Source organism: Ahrensia sp. 13_GOM-1096m (assembly GCF_000620605.1).
Lineage (GTDB): Bacteria > Pseudomonadota > Alphaproteobacteria > Rhizobiales > Rhizobiaceae > Ahrensia > Ahrensia kielensis.
Genome location: NZ_JIAX01000006.1, coordinates 664,519 through 682,087 on the forward strand (window position 1 = coordinate 664,519; position 17,569 = coordinate 682,087).

Annotated in this window: 15 protein-coding genes; 9 read left to right on the forward strand and 6 right to left on the reverse strand. The window is 48.5% G+C overall.

Going from position 1 to position 17,569, the window contains the following annotated elements:
- Positions 1-8 precede the first annotated feature (8 nt).
- The 4 genes from N530_RS0103560 to N530_RS0103575 all read left to right on the forward strand — a co-directional run bounded on the left by N530_RS0103560 (position 9) and on the right by N530_RS0103575 (position 6,723).
- Entirely contained in the window at positions 9-2,393 is a 2,385-nt protein-coding gene (locus N530_RS0103560) for an aldehyde dehydrogenase family protein (protein ID WP_026479587.1), read from the forward strand.
- On the forward strand, positions 2,383-3,096 hold the full coding sequence (locus tag N530_RS0103565; protein WP_026479588.1) for an HAD family phosphatase: 714 nt from the start codon (positions 2,383-2,385) through the stop codon (positions 3,094-3,096). Before N530_RS0103560 ends, N530_RS0103565 begins: the two co-directional genes overlap by 11 nt.
- A 437-nt stretch (positions 3,097-3,533) precedes the next feature.
- A complete protein-coding gene (locus N530_RS0103570; protein WP_026479589.1) occupies positions 3,534-4,547 on the forward strand; it encodes a TAXI family TRAP transporter solute-binding subunit in 1,014 nt (337 codons plus the stop codon).
- Between the two features lie 61 nt (positions 4,548-4,608).
- Positions 4,609-6,723, forward strand: a complete 2,115-nt coding sequence (locus N530_RS0103575) for a TRAP transporter permease (RefSeq protein ID WP_026479590.1) — start codon at positions 4,609-4,611, stop codon at positions 6,721-6,723.
- Between the two features lie 175 nt (positions 6,724-6,898).
- Here N530_RS0103575 and N530_RS0103580 read toward each other — a convergent pair whose 3' ends face one another.
- The 4 genes from N530_RS0103580 to N530_RS0103595 form a co-directional block, all read right to left on the reverse strand.
- Positions 6,899-7,534, reverse strand: coding sequence for a nucleoside triphosphate hydrolase (locus N530_RS0103580; protein ID WP_026479591.1), 636 nt, complete (start codon positions 7,532-7,534; stop codon positions 6,899-6,901).
- A gap of 7 nt (positions 7,535-7,541) precedes the next feature.
- Positions 7,542-8,318, reverse strand: a complete 777-nt coding sequence (locus tag N530_RS0103585) for an ATP-binding cassette domain-containing protein (RefSeq protein WP_026479592.1) — start codon at positions 8,316-8,318, stop codon at positions 7,542-7,544.
- Complete coding sequence (locus N530_RS0103590) at positions 8,318-9,400, reverse strand: ABC transporter permease (protein ID WP_026479593.1); 1,083 nt, start codon at positions 9,398-9,400, stop codon at positions 8,318-8,320. The genes N530_RS0103585 and N530_RS0103590 overlap by 1 nt, the downstream gene beginning before the upstream one ends.
- Before the next feature lie 84 nt (positions 9,401-9,484).
- Positions 9,485-10,516: a sugar ABC transporter substrate-binding protein gene (locus N530_RS0103595; RefSeq protein ID WP_026479594.1), complete on the reverse strand. Its 1,032-nt coding sequence runs from the start codon at positions 10,514-10,516 to the stop codon at positions 9,485-9,487.
- A 172-nt stretch (positions 10,517-10,688) separates the two neighbouring features.
- Here N530_RS0103595 and N530_RS0103600 point away from each other — a divergent pair, with 172 nt between their 5' ends.
- The 5 genes from N530_RS0103600 (at position 10,689) to N530_RS0103620 (ending at position 15,738) form a co-directional block, all read left to right on the forward strand.
- Positions 10,689-11,891, forward strand: coding sequence for an ROK family transcriptional regulator (locus N530_RS0103600; RefSeq protein ID WP_026479595.1), 1,203 nt, complete (start codon positions 10,689-10,691; stop codon positions 11,889-11,891).
- A 132-nt stretch (positions 11,892-12,023) separates the two neighbouring features.
- Entirely contained in the window at positions 12,024-13,352 is a 1,329-nt protein-coding gene (locus tag N530_RS0103605) for a bifunctional diguanylate cyclase/phosphodiesterase (protein WP_051540728.1), read from the forward strand.
- A 302-nt stretch (positions 13,353-13,654) separates the two neighbouring features.
- Complete coding sequence (locus N530_RS0103610; protein ID WP_026479597.1) at positions 13,655-14,224, forward strand: carboxymuconolactone decarboxylase family protein; 570 nt, start codon at positions 13,655-13,657, stop codon at positions 14,222-14,224.
- A gap of 257 nt (positions 14,225-14,481) precedes the next feature.
- Positions 14,482-15,126, forward strand: a complete 645-nt coding sequence (locus tag N530_RS0103615) for a DsbA family protein (RefSeq protein WP_035266129.1) — start codon at positions 14,482-14,484, stop codon at positions 15,124-15,126.
- 3 nt (positions 15,127-15,129) lie between these two features.
- Positions 15,130-15,738 (forward strand): TetR/AcrR family transcriptional regulator, encoded by a 609-nt coding sequence (locus tag N530_RS0103620; RefSeq protein ID WP_026479599.1) that lies wholly within the window; start codon positions 15,130-15,132, stop codon positions 15,736-15,738.
- Between the two features lie 117 nt (positions 15,739-15,855).
- On the opposite strand, the gene N530_RS0103625 is transcribed toward N530_RS0103620, so the two are convergent.
- Both N530_RS0103625 and N530_RS0103630 read right to left on the reverse strand, forming a co-directional pair.
- A complete protein-coding gene (locus N530_RS0103625) occupies positions 15,856-16,704 on the reverse strand; it encodes an ABC transporter permease (RefSeq protein ID WP_026479600.1) in 849 nt (282 codons plus the stop codon).
- 1 nt (position 16,705) lies between these two features.
- On the reverse strand, positions 16,706-17,569 hold the full coding sequence (locus N530_RS0103630) for an ABC transporter permease (protein ID WP_018689546.1): 864 nt from the start codon (positions 17,567-17,569) through the stop codon (positions 16,706-16,708).

Here is a 17,569-nt window from a genome sequence, read left to right on the forward strand (position 1 = left end):
GACGAAACATGCCTTCTATCAAGGAAATTATGGAAACAATGGAATATGGTCCTGCTCCCGAAAGCAACACTGATGTGAAACGCTGGTTGGATAGTCATTCAGGCGGCATAAGCCATTTTATCAACGGTAAATTCGTGGCGCCAACGGGGCCAATGACCGACGTGATCAACCCTGCTGATGACAGCGTGATCGCGACATTGGCAAAAGGAACGCAAGACGATGTTGATGCTGCGGTCAAAGCAGCACGCGCAGCATTTTCAAAATGGTCTGCATTGCCAGGGTATGAGCGTGCCAAATATCTTTATGCTATTGCCCGCCATGTTCAAAAGCGGGAGCGGTTTTTATCTGTTCTTGAAACGATGGATAATGGTAAGACAATTCGTGAAACCCGCGACATTGATATTCCGCTTGTCGCACGTCACTTCTATCACCATGCAGGTTGGGCCGAGCTGCTTGAAAGCGAATATCCAGGCTATCAGCCGGTTGGTGTTTGTGGGCAGGTTATTCCTTGGAATTTCCCACTCTTAATGCTTGCGTGGAAAATTGCTCCAGCTCTTGCCGCAGGTAATACGGTTGTTCTTAAACCAGCTGACCTTACACCTTTGACCGCGCAGGCTTTTGCAGAAATTTGCGTCGATGTTGGTTTGCCTGCAGGTGTTGTCAATCTGGTGCATGGCGATGGGGAAACCGGATCGCTCATCACGGGCCATGACGATGTTGATAAGGTTGCCTTTACTGGCTCAACGGCCGTGGGCCGTATGATCCGCAAACAGATTGCTGGTTCTGGCAAAAAGCTTTCGCTTGAGCTTGGCGGCAAATCACCCTTTATCGTTTTTGAAGATGCTGATCTGGATGCTGCCATTGAAGGTGTTGTTGATGCCGTATGGTTCAATCAAGGAGAAGTGTGCTGCGCCGGAACGCGGCTTATCGTTCAGGAAGGTGTTGCAGAACAATTCTTTGGAAAGCTTGATGCGCGTTTGCAAAAACTCCGCATTGGCGATCCGCTCGATAAGACAATGGATGTTGGTGCGGTTGTATCCCACACCCAGTTAAAGCGAATTAATGCGCTGGTCAAAAAGGGTGAAGAAGAAGGTGCTGTCCTCCACCAATGGGCAGCAGAGCTTCCGAAAAAAGGTAGCTTTTGCGCACCAGCATTTTTCACCGGAACAGAGCCTGCACATACGGTCAATGAAACCGAAATATTCGGCCCTATTGCCAGCACGATGACGTTTCGCACACCATCAGAAGCGTTAGAAATCGCCAACCATAGTCGCTATGGATTGTCAGCTTCAATCTGGAGCCAGAATATTGATCGCGCGATTGAAGCCGGCGCAAAGGTCAAAGCTGGTATCGTATGGATTAATGCAACAAATCTGTTTGATGCTGGTGCTGCTTTTGGCGGATACCGCGAAAGCGGCTTTGGGCGTGAAGGCGCACGCGAAGGGCTGCATGAATATCTGGTTGCCACTTCTGGCAAAAAAGGGAAACCGCGCTCAGCCACACCGTTGGAAGCCTCTGTTTCGCCGAACTTAGGCAAAGGCGAGCTACCAGAAATTGATATAACCGCAAAAATGTATATCGGCGGCAAGCAAGCACGCGCTGATGGTGGCCAAAGCTACAATGTTATGGGCAAAACCGGTATCATCGGACAGGCGGCTTTGGGCAATCGCAAGGATGTGCGTAATGCTGTGGAAGCTGCGGCAAAGGCTGGTGGCTGGTCGGGTGTGACAGCGCATAATCGCGCGCAGATTTTATATTATCTGGCCGAAAACATGTCCCAGCGCCGCGATGAATTTGCAGCACTTTTGTCAGCCAGCAATGGATCATCAACAAAGGCTGCAACAGCTGAAGTTGAACAGACAATCCGTCGCTGTTTTTGGTATGCGGCACAAGCTGATAAATTCGATGGGGCCGTGCATGCAACGAAATCCAAACATGTAACGCTCGCAATGCCAGAAGCATGGGGTGTCATGGGTATCGTATGCCCGGATGAGATGCCGTTGTTATCCATGATGTCATTGATTTTGCCATCAATCGCAATGGGTAACAGAGCTGTTGTTATTGCTTCACAAGCTCATCCGCTTTTGGCATCGCGCCTGTATCAAGTCTTGGAGACATCAGACGTACCAGCTGGTGTGATCAATTTGATTACGGGTGAAAGAGACGTGCTTGCTAAAACGCTTGCCGAGCATGATGAAGTCGCTGCCCTTTGGTATTGTGGCAGCAACGAGAACGTCAAAATGGTGGAAGAGGCTTCGATCGGCAATTTGAAAGCTGTGTGGACCGATGGCGGGTTTGAACGCGATTGGCGTGATGATAACCAAGGGCAGGGCCGTGAGTTTCTGCGCCGTGCAACACAAATCAAAACGATCTGGCTTCCTTATGGTGAATGACAAAACGGGTGCTGCTGAACAGGCAGCACCGAGCCTTGTAATCTTCGATTTTGATGGTGTGCTTGCCGATAGCGAGCGTATTGCACTTGAAGAACTCGTTGCGGAAATGGCTGTGCGTGGTGCGGTTGCTGATTATGACACTGCACGTGCGTTGTTTTTGGGCGCGTCAACCCGTGATCACATGGCTTTTGTGAGCGAGCAAACGGGAAAACCTTGCGGCGAGGATTTCCCAGATGCTTGGCATGAGCGGCTTTTCGTGCGTTTTGCCAAAGAGCTAAAGTCGGTTGCAGGCGCTAAAAGCACGCTTGATCAACTGAACGATGCCAATATTCCTTATTGTATTGCTTCGGGCGGTGCGCCTCATCGTATTGCTTTTGCACTTGAATGCCTCGGCTTTGCAAACCTCTTTAGTGATAATGTTTTCAGTGCTGAAATGGTCGCACGCGGTAAGCCTGCGCCAGATTTATTCCTGTACGCCGCGCAGCAAATGAATGTACGCCCGCAAAATTGTATTGTGATCGAAGATGCGGTGGCTGGTGTGAAGGCGGCGAACGCTGCGCAAATGCGATGCATCGGCTTTTTGGGCGGCGAGCACCTTACCCATAACGCAACTGAATATGGTGAAAAGCTAAAGCAGTTTGGTGCAAATCAACTTGTTTCCAGTCATCAGGAATTACAGGCGTTGCTTAAAGCAATGGCATAATCAGATTTGGTTATATAAAGCGCAGCGGCAAGATCTGAACAATCAGGTCGATAATTCACACCTGCACTGCGGTGGCGATAACGCGCAATCGCGTTTCCGAATAATGGTAACTTTTGTGAGCGATCTCGTTCATCCATACCGTCTTTTCAAGCAATTACGCGGTCCGTGCCTAAGCGATTGGCATATTAGTGAGCAGGATAATCATTGCTCCTATAGCTTATCAGCTGTGGGTAATTGAGTTTGTAACAAGCGTTTCGCTTGCATATCGCTCCAATCATAATACCACCCTTTTTTACAATTCGCAGATTCTGATGTCAAAAGACTTTCTTAACGCGGCAATACCTGCGAGATTGTCTATCAAGGTGCGGTAACGCACTGCCCGGCAAATGCCGGTTCACCTAATGACGATGTATATTAAGGGAGTAATGATCATTATGATGAAGTTTACCAGACGTACGGCAACCGCGCTCATTGGAGCTACGGTAGCACTTGGTCTTGCTAGCGCAGCGATCGCGCAATCACCTGCATTTTTCCGTATTGCCACAGGCGGCACTTCCGGAACTTATTTTCCAATTGGCGGTCTACTTGCCAATGCTATTTCCTCAGCGCCAGGTTCACGCTCATGTGAAGAAGGCGGATCTTGCGGCGTTCCCGGTCTAATTGCGACTGCAATGTCTGCAAACGGTTCTGTTGCTAACGTGAATGGCATTAACGGCGGCACTATCGAAAGCGGCTTTTCACAATCTGACGTTGCTTACTGGGCTTACACAGGCACAGGCGTATTCGAAGGCAAGGAAAAGGTCGAGAAATTACGTGCTATCGCCAATCTCTACCCAGAATCTCTTCACCTGATCGCTTCTGTAGATAGCGGCATCAATTCTGTTGCAGATTTGAAAGGCAAGCGCGTTTCTATGGATGAGCCTGGCTCTGGAACGCTTGTTGATGCTCGGATCATCCTAGAAGGCTACGGCATGACAGAAGCTGACGTTTCTGCGGAATACTTGAAGCCAGATCAGGCTGCTGACCGTATGCGCGACGGCGCTATGGATGCATTCTTCTTCGTTGGTGGTTTCCCTGCGGGCGCTATCGCCGAGCTAGCATCTCAGCAATCGATCAAGGTTATTCCAATCGATGGTGACAATGCGAGCGGTATTACAGAGAAGTATCAATTCTTTGCTGTGAACACAATTCCTGCAGGCACCTATGAAGGGCAAACTGACGATGTTTCAACACTTGCTGTTGGTGCACAGTGGATTACGAGTGCAGATCAGCCAGAAGAGCTGATTTACAACATCACTAAAGCTCTGTGGAATGATAAGACACGTAGCTTGCTTGATTCAGGTCATTCAAAAGGCAAGTCTATCACTAAGGAAACGGCGCTGGACGGCGTTGGTATTCCTCTGCACGCTGGTGCGGAACGTTTCTACAAAGAAGCAGGTTTGCTTGACTAACGAATGATAAATAGCCGGAGCGGAAACGCTCCGGCTGCTTTGCTATGGGGAGCATGTGAATATGGCTGGGACAACAAAGACCGGTGTTACGAAAGATGACATTGAAACACAGAAGGCTGAATCTGAAACGGCCACTGTAGAGCTTACGGAAGCCGAACAAAGAGCGCTTGAAGAGAAGTTCGACAGTGAAGTTCGTTTTCGTCCGCTTGCTCGGCCTGTGTTATACGCCTCTTCGCTGGCGTTGTTCGTTCTTGCCTGCTTCCATTACTACACAGCCGGTTTCGGTATTTTGCAGCAAACAACGCATCGCGGCATTCACCTCGCTTTCACGCTAGGATTGATTTTCGCGGTATTTTCTTTTTCCGGACGCCCCCAAACTGAGCCGCACCGTTCTTCTGTGTTAAATCCGCTGGGTTTGCCTCTGATAGATTGGGCCTTTTTGATTGCTGGGGTCGTATCCTCGCTTTACGTGCCGTGGATTTTCAACGAGCTCGCCTTCCGCGTTGGTAACCCTAGCTTCCTTGATGTAACAATGGGCACAGTGCTCATCATATCACTGCTTGAAGCCACGCGGCGCGCGATGGGTTGGCCACTACCATTCATCGCTATTTTATTTATGGCCTATGCCCTATTTGGCCAATCGATGCCGGGCATTCTTGTGCATCCCGGCGCATCATGGACCTCGCTCGTCAATCACCTCTATCTGACCAGCCAAGGTATCTACGGTACAGCGCTTGGCGTTATTGCCACTTACGTTTTTCACTTCGTTCTGTTTGGTGTCTTGGCAACGCGTATTGGCTTGGGCCAATTGTTCATTGATTTGGCTTCTGCGTTGGCTGGACGCTATGCAGGGGGACCTGCGAAAGTATCTGTTTTGTCATCGGCCATGCTCGGCTCGATTTCGGGATCATCAATCGCTAACACCGTGACAACTGGCTCACTTACAATTCCTGCGATGATCCGCATCGGCTACCAGAGGCATTTTGCTGCCGCTGTTGAGGCTGCATCGTCAACAGGTGGACAAATCACGCCGCCCGTCATGGGAGCCGTTGCATTCTTGATGATCGAATATCTTGAGGTGCCGCTGACCACAATTTTAACCGCTGCTATCGTTCCCGCATTTATGCACTTTTTCGGTGTATTGATGCAGGTCCACATGGAAGCCAAACGGCTCGGTTTGCGCGGATTAACAAAAGAAGAATTGCCCGATGCATGGGCTGTCTTCAAGAAGGACTGGATTACTGTTTTCCCACTTATCGTGCTTGTCGCGGTTCTGCTGTCAGGCCGCACGCCTTATTCAGCGGCATTCTGGGGTATCACATCTTGTATCGCAGTAATGGTGGTTCAAAACGTAACACGTCTGCCGTTCTCACAGGCTTTGCGCGGTGTCGCACAAGATGTTTTCGACGGTTTTGTTTTAGGTGCTAAATATTCGCTTTCTGTTACAGCAGCAGCTGCTCTTGTCGGCGTCGTAATTGGCGTCGTGACTTTGACGGGCGTTGGCTTCAAGATCGTTTATCTCGTGACAGCAACAGCAGGTGGCTGGGCCGAAAGTGTCATAGCATTTGTTCCTTTCGATCTATTCACTGTGCAATCCCTAACGCTATTATTCACACTCATCATGACAGCCATTGTCTGCATTCTGATGGGTTGCGGCATACCGACAACAGCGAACTATCTCATCATGATCGCCATTGCAGCGCCAATTTTGAATGCACTGGGTGTCGAGCCAATCGTAGCTCACTTCTTTGTCTTCTATTATGGTGTCTTGGCCGATGTTACACCGCCTGTGGCTCTGGCCGCTTATGCGGCGGCAGGAATAGCCGGAGCAAACGCATTTAAAGCCGGCAACACAGCGTTCCGCCTGTCTATGGGTAAGGCGCTTGTGCCATTCGTCTTTGTCTTCTCTCCGTCACTGCTGATTGTAACGCAAGGGTTTACATGGCCACTATTCATTGTGGCGGTCTCAGGGGCAATGCTCGGAATTACCGCGCTATCAGCGGCTTTTTCTGGATATTTGACCCAGCCATTATTGGCTTGGGAACGCGCATTGTTGGCCGTTTCTGCGTTGCTCTTTGTCGCTCCTGATCTAATAACAACGCTGATCGCAGCTGGGATATGCGCCCCTGTTATGATCAGAGCTGTAATTGGAATGAGAAAGATGAAGACGGTATAATCCGGCAGGTAAAAATTATACCGTAGGTGCCTTCACCTATCGCTCGTTGTTATTGAAGCCTCATCGTTTTGAGGCTTCAAAATCATTGTTTCTCAGACTTGGGAATTTAAGCGAAATGTCCTGCGCGTAACGAGATAGTTGCGCGAGGCTAAAGACAAATGTTGACCAGCACATATTATGCGTTTGTTTTGAATTCCAAATCGGCAGCTTTGCTCTTTTCAAGAACATAGATCGCATTTGGAATATCATTGCCCATTGCTTTGTCTAAGGCAGCATTCTCATCAAAACCGTGCTCTCGCCAGCGCTCGATTAATCGTTCCTTTAGGGTCTCTAGGTTTGGTCGCACGAAAATTGTGAGATCTAAAAGCGCAATGAGGTTTGACCAAGGTTGCTCATTCAAAAGGAGATAATTGCCTTCAATGACCACGATCTGTGTTTCCAAAGATAGCGCTTCTGCATCGGGAATGACTGCGTCAACAGTGCGATCAAAAGTTGGGTAATATACCTCAGATTGTTTTTCCGAAATTTGGCTAACCAGCTTTACAAAGCCTTCTGCGTCAAATGTTTCGGGCGCACCTTTCCGGTGGCGCAACCCCATTTTGTCAAGTTGCGCATTGTCCAAGTGAAAACCATCCATTGGCACAAGGGCCGCTCTGCTGCGCTCCGTTGAATTGAGGTCATCCACGAGAAGTTCAGCCAAAGTGGATTTGCCAGCAGCAGGCGGACCCGCGACAGCGATTATTGTGCGCCTATCGCTTTTGTAGATTTTTGCAATACGCGAAAGAATAGTTTTCCGTTCTTTGATAAACATAATCTTGTTACGCTGCGATCGCTTCTGATGGTGGTTCTTTTGCACCTGTCATAAATGCGACAGCATCAGACATTGTGTAATCTTTGGGATCAATGACGCATAATCGCTTGCCAAGCCGATGAATGTGAATGCGGTCAGCAACTTCAAAAACATGCGGCATGTTATGGGAAATCAAGATAATTGGAATTCCTCGCGCTTTAACGTCCTGAATAAGCTCCAGCACTTTGCGCGATTCCTTGACACCTAGGGCCGCCGTTGGTTCATCGAGAATGATCACCTTTGAACCAAACGCCGCGGCACGTGCTACAGCAACGCCTTGGCGTTGACCGCCGGAAAGCGTTTCGACGGCTTGATTGATATTTTGAATTGTCATCAATCCAAGCTCAGTCAATTTTTCACGGGCAAGGGTTTCCATTTTCTTGCGATCAAGCTGCCTGAAAATAGTGCCCATAAAACCTTCTTTTCTGATTTCGCGGCCCATGAACATATTATCTGCAATCGACAATGCTGGTGACATTGCAAGCGTTTGATAAACGGTTTCAATGCCGTGGGCGCGTGCTTGAATGGGAGAGGTGAACTTTACCTCTTTGCCTTCAATATATATCGAGCCTGCGTCGGGAATAACCGCACCGGATATTGTTTTGATAAGCGTTGATTTACCAGCGCCATTGTCTCCAATGACAGCGAGAATTTCGCCCGGCATCAAATCAAAGTCACAACTATCCAACGCTGTTACTTTGCCGTAGCGCTTGACCAGATTACGGCCTTTCAAAATCGGTTCCATTAGTTTGATACCCTTCTGATCCATTGGTCGACAGCGACAGCTGCGATGATGAGCAATCCAATGAGTAAATAAGTCCATTGTGCATCAGCGCCCAGAAGCCGCAAGCCAAGCGTGAAGACGCCAACGATGAGCGCGCCGAACAGCATGCCAAGAACAGACCCGCGACCACCAAACAATGAGATGCCGCCAATAACCACAGCCGTGATTGATTCAATATTCGCTAGCTGGCCTGAGGTAGGGGATACGGATCCGATGCGTCCGATAAGCGCCCAGCCTGCAAAGGCGCAAATCAATCCTGACAACATATAGACAGAAATAAGTGTGCGCTTGACGCGTACGCCTGACAGCTCTGCCGCCTCAGGATCATCGCCCACAGCGTAAACATGTCTTCCCCAAGCCGTTTCGCGCAGTACATAGGTAAGGGCAAGAACTAAGGCGACTAAGAAAATAACGCCGTAGGTAAAGTTTGCCCCGCCTCGACCTGCTTCATCCGCACCAATGGTAAGAGTTGTGCCGAAAAATTGTAATAGCGGGGCTTCGGTTGCTATATCTTGACTGCGAATGGTTTCATTCGCTGAATAGAGGAAATTGGTTGCCAATATGATCTGCCACATGCCGAGCGTGACAATGAAAGGCGGGAGCTTCATGACCGCAACCAACCATCCATTGATGAAGCCGCATAACGAGCCGCACAAGAGGCCGCAGGCGACGGCAACTTCAACCGGTAGGCCGTAACGGAACGTGAATTGGCCCATCACCACGGATGAAAGAACCATGATCGCACCAACGGACAAATCAATGCCGGCAGTCAAAATAACAAGCGATTGTGCAGCGCCTACAATGCCAACAATCGCAACTTGTTGAAGAATGAGCGTGAGCGCAAATGGTGAGAAAAATTTACTGCCAAGTAAAATGCCAAAAACAATGATTGCGAGAACAAGAACAATCAGTGGCACAAGAGACGGGGTTAAGTGCAGTCGGTGCTGTAAGCGGCCAACAAAACCGCGTTCATCCTCGGCAAACTGAGCAATTGTTTGTGCATTGCTCGTCTCTAATTTTTCATAATCTTGAGCGTCAGCCATAATTTCTCCCAGCATAAAATATTGGCAATGAGGCGACTGTCTGTCAGCCGCCTCATGTTAGAGTTTATCTAAATCTACGGGAGATCAACCCCAACACTTATCCATGCCTTCTTTGACACTGATTGATTCAATTCCTTCTGCAGGCTTGTCGGTGACGAGTGCAACGCCTGTATCGAAGAAATTTTTGCCTTCGCTGAAGGTTGGTTTCGTGCCGTCTTTTGCCCATGCTGCAATGGCTTCAATACCTTTGGAGGCCATCAATAGTGGGTATTGCTGCGATGTCGCGCCGATAACGCCATCAGCAACATTTTGAACACCTGGACAACCGCCATCAACAGAAACGATAAGAACATCGTTTTCGCGGCCGATTGATTTCAGGGCTTCATAAGCGCCTGCAGCAGAGGGTTCATTAATGGTGTAAACCATGTTGATTTCTGAATCTTTAGCCAGCAGATTTTCCATCGCTTTGCGGCCACCTTCTTCGGTACCTGCGGTTACATCATTACCCACGATACGTGGGTCAGTTTCGTCGCCCCATTTGTTGGGATTGCCAAGTTCAATGCCGAAACCTTGCAGAAAACCTTGGTTACGCAAAACACCAACAGTCGGCTGCGATACGCCAAGATTAAGCAGGCCAATTTTCGCATTCGCAGCGTCAGCACCCAGAGATGCCGCTGCCCATTTGCCGATCAATTCACCAGCCAAAAAATTATCTGTTGCGAATGTCGCATCGGCAGCATCAATTGGAGTGAGCGGTGTATCAAGCGCAATCACCAACAGGCCAGCATCGCGGGCTTGTTGAACCGATGAAACGATTGATGAGCTATCAGAGGCTGTTAGCAAAATACCTTTTGCTCCGTCTGCAATACATGTTTCAATCGCTGCGACTTGTGTTTCGTGGTCACCGTCAATTTTACCAGCGAAAGTTTTTAGCTCAACGCCAAGCTCTTCAGCTTTTGCTGCTGCGCCTTCTCTCATCTTCACAAAAAACGGGTTCGTGTCCGTTTTTGTAATAAGGCAAGCGCTAACCGAATGGCTTGCGGCTGAGGCTGGAGTGATAACTGCTGCTGATGCAACAAGGGCGCCGAAAGCGGCTGCCAGAATGGACTTCTTCATGATGTTCCTCCCAAGCGGCACCATGCCGCGAAACAAATAGCGTCATCTTTCATTTGATGACCGGCCCTATTCAGACTTAAAAATTGGTTTCTGTCAATTAATAAATAAAGTTTATTTATTAATTGAATATGCGCACTATATATGTTGCAATAAATGGATTAGAGGAGGCGGTATGAACGTGCCAGAAATTAGATCTCTTAGCGGCGGCGCTAATCAAAGCGGTTTGCGCGATTATAATGAGCGTTTGCTTTTGTCCATGCTGCTACGCAATGGTCCTATGCCGGGAAGTGATTTGGCACGGCACGCGGGTCTATCAGCACAGACAGTCTCAATCATTTTACGCAAGCTGGAGAATGACGGCTTTTTAGAGCGCGGTGAACCGCAGCGTGGGCGTGTTGGAAAACCATCAATACCAATGGGATTAGCCGCTGGCGGTGCGTATGCATATGGTTTGAAAATTGGAAGGCGCAATGCTGATCTTATTCTTATCGATTTTAAGGGCGGAATCCGCGCACAAAAGAATTTTTCTTACGATTACCCAATGCCGGATCAGATTTTTGACTTTCTAGAATCTGGCATGAGCGACATTGCTTCTAATTTATCATTGCTTGAGCGTGAGCGGATATGCGGTCTTGGTTTGGCTGCGCCATTCGAGTTGTGGAATTGGTATGAGTTTGCAGGCGCGCCTGCAGAAGAATTTTTGCGGTGGCGCGATATTGATCTTCGCGAGCAGGTTTCGCGGTTTAGCGCATTGCCCGTTTATATAATGAATGATGCAACAGCGGCTTGCCGTGCAGAACATGTTTATGGTCGTGGAAAGGAATTTCGCGATTATGCATATTTCTTTATTGCGGCTTTTGTTGGTGGCGGCATCGTACTCAATCATTCTGTTTTTGAAGGCCATCAAGGCAATGCCGGTGCTTTGGGATCACTAAGAAGCACGGGGCCAAACGGCGAGAGCCGACAATTAATTGACATCGCTTCAATCCATTTGCTTGAATCACGATTAGAGCAGGCTGGGATAGACCGAAACATTCTGTGGCAACATCCGCAGAATTGGAGCGGTATCACACGTTACGTTGATGCGTGGATGGGCGAAACTGCGCAGGAACTTGCCAAAGCGGCTTTATCAACTTGCTCCGTGATTGATTTCGAGGCGGTGCTCATTGACGGCGCTTTTCCTGAAAATATCCGCTTTGAATTGGCAGAAAGAACGTCGCGCTATATTGCAAATCAAGATATGCGCGGATTGATCCCACCCAAGATTGAAGCTGGTAGTATTGGCGGTAATGCCCGTGCATTGGGCGCGGCCAGCGGCCCGATTTTCGCACAATATTTACTAAACACAAATGTGGGTTTAGCTAAGGTTCAGTAGGGAGAGGGTGCTTCATGCACGGCATAATGATCGCTTATGAACTCGGTCGAAATTCCTCTGACAATATCTTCTTAATAAGTCGGATGGTATTTATAGGTTGAAATATCTTATGATACCAACCTAGGAACATTAATGGAGAGCACGAAACCGCAGGTCTCGTCTGAATTTTCCAAGCAGTATTCAGCGCGAATGGTCACGGCTTTTCGGTATGGATCTCTGGCAATTGCTAGTATTGGTCTCATCCAGGCCGTCATTTTTGCCTTGATTGGTTCTTGGTTGGTGGTGGCAATGGAGGTCGCTGTTTTCATTGCGGGGATCGCAATCTACATTTTGATCCGGCGTGGCCATCTTGCTTTCGGGGTTTTGGCCGGCCAAGCCGCATTGATGGTGATTGCAATAGCAATGGGATTACTTCTCGATGTCCCTACCTCTGAAACACCCCGTATCAGCCATCTTTATTTGTTGGTTTTAGCAGCTTTAGGTTATCTCAATTATCAGCGAGAAAATTCACGTGCCCAACTGGCATTGATTGGCTTGTGCCTACTGTCGTTCATTGTGCTTTCCAGTGCGCATCTAACATCGCCCTATGTTGAACTGCCCGAAATGGTGCACACCATAGGCACTTGGGCCAATGCATTTATGGCCACTATAATGCTTGCCGCTTGCATCCATGCAATGCAGGCCGAGTTCACACGCAAAGACAAATTCAGCCGTGATCTCATGGACGCTTTATGGAGAGGCGAGTTCCATCTCGTCTATCAGCCACAGGTCGATGTTTCGAAAAATACAATTGGCGCTGAAGCGCTTCTGCGCTGGAATAGCCCGCAGCGCGGCTTGGTATCTCCAGTCGAGTTTATCCCGCAGGCGGAAAAACTTGGCCTTATGGTCGCCATCGGCAGCTGGGTGCTCGAAAGGGGCTGTTTGACCTTGGCCGAGTGGGGTGAAACGCCTCATCTAAGGCATTTAACATTGTCCATTAATGTTAGCTCCAGCCAGCTAATGCACGAAGACTTTGAGACATTTGTGCGAGACACGTTGGCTAAAACCCATGCGGACCCGCAGCGACTTGTCCTTGAATTGACTGAAAGCGTATTGGTCACTGACATCGAGTTGGTGATTGCCAAACTCAATGCGCTGCGTGAATTGGGGATCACCATAGCACTCGATGATTTTGGCACGGGTTATTCTTCTCTGTCTTACCTGCGCCGTTTGCCTATCCAGCAGATAAAGATCGATCGCAGCTTCGTGCAAGATGCGGTGAATAGCTCAGGTAGCGCATCGCTCGTCAAGAATATTGTCACTATGACCCGAGATTTGGAGCGCACCGTTCTGGCCGAAGGCGTGGAAACGGTAGAGCAGCACGATTTGCTGGCTGAGTTCGGCTGCATAGAATTTCAAGGTTATCTCTATGGTAAGCCCATGGCATTGGCCGAATTTGAAGACCGCAAGATGGGCTCGTGAGAAGAGCTTGCGGTTCGTACAGGGAGGAGCAAACGTAAAAGTTCTTTCCGGGCGCCTTCATTTCGCAAAGACCCATGAAGCCATGGGGCAGGTGGTCACGAAAGCGAAGTAAAGCTTCGCTATATTTTGCAAAAACAATTTTCCTCTAGCGTTGGTTCTTACCAAAACTGCTCGGTATCAGTTCGATTTTCGTTGATCGCATCACGTTTGAGTGATCACTCAATTTCATTGTTGAGTGATCACTCAAATTGTTCTAAGTATCAATCACCGAAACCGAGAAGAGTTACTAAAAAGGGAAATCCATGACAAACTTTACTATTCACACGATTGAATCTGCACCTGAAGCAGGTAAACCGCTTTTGGAAACATCACTCAAAAACAATGGTCGCATTCCAGGTTTGCACGGCACTATGGCAGATGCACCGCCATTGCTCGCAGCTTATAATTTTGCGCATCAGCAGTTCATGGCAACCTCAATGACTGATGAGGAGAAAACCGTGGTTTGGCAAACAATCAATGTTGAAAACAATTGTCATTACTGTGTGCCTGCGCATACTGGAATTGCAAAAATGATGAAGATCGATGATGCAATCACGTATGCCTTGCGCGATGAAACGCCGCTTCCGACAGCCAAGCTTGAAGCCTTGCGGACTTTCACATTGGCTATGGCTCGTGACCGTGGTTTCGTTGCTGACGCCGATACTCAAGCCTTTTTAGATGCGGGTTTCACAGAAACGAACATCCTTGAAATCATTCTGGGTGCTGCGCAAAAGCTGATGTCAAACTACACCAACCACTTTGCAAAAACGCCTGTTGATCAAGTGTTCCAAAAGTTCGCTTGGGAAAAGAAAACAGCAGTCGCGGCTGAATAATTGAAGCGCCGGAGTGTGTGATCGCTCCGGCACTTACCCCGACCAAGTGGCGCCTATCTGTGTGGCGGGTGTTATGGTTTGGAGGCCTTCGTTACTTGCGCTGATTTTCACCCGCTCTATGGTAATTGGTGCTTATGACACCTACCTCACTGTCCTGTTTGCAGCGAATGTGTTCACACTGCTGTTTGAAATCAATGATTTGCATTTATGGCTTGGCGCGATCGCCGTGTTATTAGACGCATCTGGAGTGTATAAATATGACCGAACCCCTACGTATCGATATCGTGTCTGATGTGATGTGCCCATGGTGCATTATTGGATATCGTCAATTGTCTGCAGCGCTTGAGGCCTCAGGAACCGCGCACGAAGTTCATTGGCATCCCTTTGAACTAAACCCTCAAATGCCTGCCGAAGGGCAAAATACGCGCGAACACATCATGGAAAAATACGGCAGCACGCCAGAACAATCTGAGCAATCGCGCCAGCAGATGAAAGCTTTGGGCGATAGCCTTGGGTTTGACTTTGCTTGGACGGATGATTCCCGCATGCACAACACATTCAACACGCATCAATTGCTGCACTGGGCAGATACGCAAGGCCGTCGCCACGATCTTAAAATGGCGCTGTTCACTGCTCATTTCACAGATCAGCGCAACCTATCCGATGATAATGTGCTGGCTGATATAGCCGCTGAAATCGGTTTGAACCGCGAAGAGGCTTTGGCTGTTCTTGAAGATCAGCGCTATGCAAATGATGTGCGCGCCGACGAAACTTTTTGGCAACAACAAGGTATTTCAGGTGTGCCGGCCGTCGTGTTTGATCGCAAACACCTTGTCACAGGTGCACAAGGCGTGGAAAACTACACGAATATTCTGTCCCATATCGCAAAATTGAAAAGTTGAACCATGGCCCGCGCTGCAAATTATGATCGTGACGCCGCACTTGATGCGGCCATGGCTGTGTTTTGGCGCAAAGGCTACCACGCAACGTCGCTAAAAGATTTGGAAGCGACACTTAGCATGAAGCCGGGCAGTATATATGCTGCATTCGAGAGCAAAGAAAACCTCTACCTCTTGGCGATAGAACGTTATTTCGAAACGTCGCGCCAAGGGTTTAGAGCAAAGATGATGCAGTTTGAGTCACCACTGGAAGGGTTGGCCGCACAGTTTCAAAACTACGTTAGCCTTGCAGAAGAAGATCCGACACGGCGATCTTGTATGTTGATGAAAACGCTTGTGGATACCAAATCCACAGATCCCAAAATAGCTGAAGCTTCACAAAGATATTTAGATCGTATGTGCGCGGAATTCGCAAAGACATTCGAGACTGCGCGCGATATTGGCGAGTTGCCTTCAAACGCAGATCCCAAGCGGCTCGCGCGTCGATATCAAGCTAATTTAACCGCCTTGCGCGTAGAGTTGGAGCGAGAAAGATCAAAGGACGACATGATCGCACTTGCCGAAGATATGGCACAAGAAACAATGCAAATAGGCCTGTCGCAAACGTCTCATTAATGGCGAATATATAAAAAAGATCGCAGCACGAACAGCAATGCGCGCCCATGTTGAAAATGCGCGTAAACGTGTTTTCGAAGGTGGTGTTTGAGCCCTTGGGCTTAAAGATCGCTAATATTATTTCTTTTGCAAAAGTAACGAAGCCAAGCCCAAGATTGCTGATCCCACAATTAACAGAAGTGAAACTGCATTTAGCACTGGTGTTGAACCAAGCTTTAGGCGGTCAAACATTGTAATTGTCAGTGGTGCATCAGAGCCAACGAGCATGAGTGTTGTGTTGAAATTCTCAAAGCTCATCAAGATAGCAACAACAGCTGCCGCTGCCATGGCGGGAAACAAAAACGGCAATGTGACAGCGCGTATCGCGCCCCATTGTGTTGCGCCAAGATTAAGCGCTGCCTCTTCAAGACTGCTATCAAACTTTTGCAATCGCGCAGAGATTACCAGCGTTGCAAATGTGGTAATGAACGAGAACTGGCCAAGAACAACTAGAATAATACCTGGCCGTAGCCCATCAAACCAAAGCCCTGTTGCGTCTTCGAGCGTGTTGGCAACATTTGATGTGAATACCAATATTGAAATGCCCAAAATTATGCCGGGAATGATCAAGGGCAAAAGCATCAAAATATATAAGAACGCTTTGCCGCGAAACTCGTAACGTACAAATAGAAACGCATTGCACGTACCGACAAAGACCGAGAGGGTTGCAACCCAAAACGCGACAACGCCTGAAGTGACGACCGAGCGCAGGATAGGGCGCTCATGAAACACCCCTATATAAGGCGCTTGATCACCAAAGAACCAAGCCCAAGTAAAACCTTCCCAAGGCAGAGACGGAAAGACGCTATCGTTGAATGCAAAGACGCAAACGGTCGCTAATGGTAGCGCCAAGTAAATAAAGAACAGCGTGACATAAAGTCGGTACGACCATTTGAATGCTGAATTTTGCGGGATCGTTGTAATCATATCAGCGGGCCATCGTCTTGCTTAGAGATTGTCCTGAAAGCTTTAGCCCAAGGAACACGATCAGTGATGAAAGTCCCAGCAGCAGGAAGCCAAATGCGGAGCCAAGTTCCCAATTAAAGCGGGTGATAAACTGGCTGTAAATCAGACCAGTGAACCAAAGGCTGTCTTTACCGCCCAGCAAAATAGGCGTGAGATAATTACCAAGCGAAAGCATGAAAACAACGATGCACCCTGATACAATGCCGGGCATGGCATGAGGAATGACAATCTCGCGCAATATAGAAAAGCTCGTTCCGCCAAGATCGTAGCCCGCCTCGATCAAGCTATCATCAAGACTGTCGAGTGTTGTGACCAATGGCACGACCATAAAGAGCATGGACGTATAGACCAGTCCGGTCATGATCGCGGCATCATTGTAGAGCATTTCAATTGGCCCATCGACCAGCCCTGCATATTGCAGCAATTGCGAGACGACACCTGTTTCGCGAAGCAGGATCATCCAGCCAAATGTGCGTACAAGTTCGCTTACCCAAAATGGAATAAGACACATTAAAAACAGCGTTGTTTTTGTGCGGCCGCGTGTCAGCTTGGCAATGTAATAGGCAATGGGGAAGCCAATGAACAAGGTCAGCAGTGTTGCAGCAATCGACATATAAGCAGTGCGTGCAAAAGTGTTCCAATAAAGCGGTTCATTAAAGAAAACAGCGTAATTGGCAAAGCTGGTTTCATATTCGCGTATGCCAACTTTCTCGCGAAGTGAAACCAAAAACATCCCGACATGCGGCAGAACAATCAGTGTCGCCAGCCAGATGACCAAGGGGGATAACAGCAACCAGAATGTGAGCTTGGATTTATCAGACTTCAT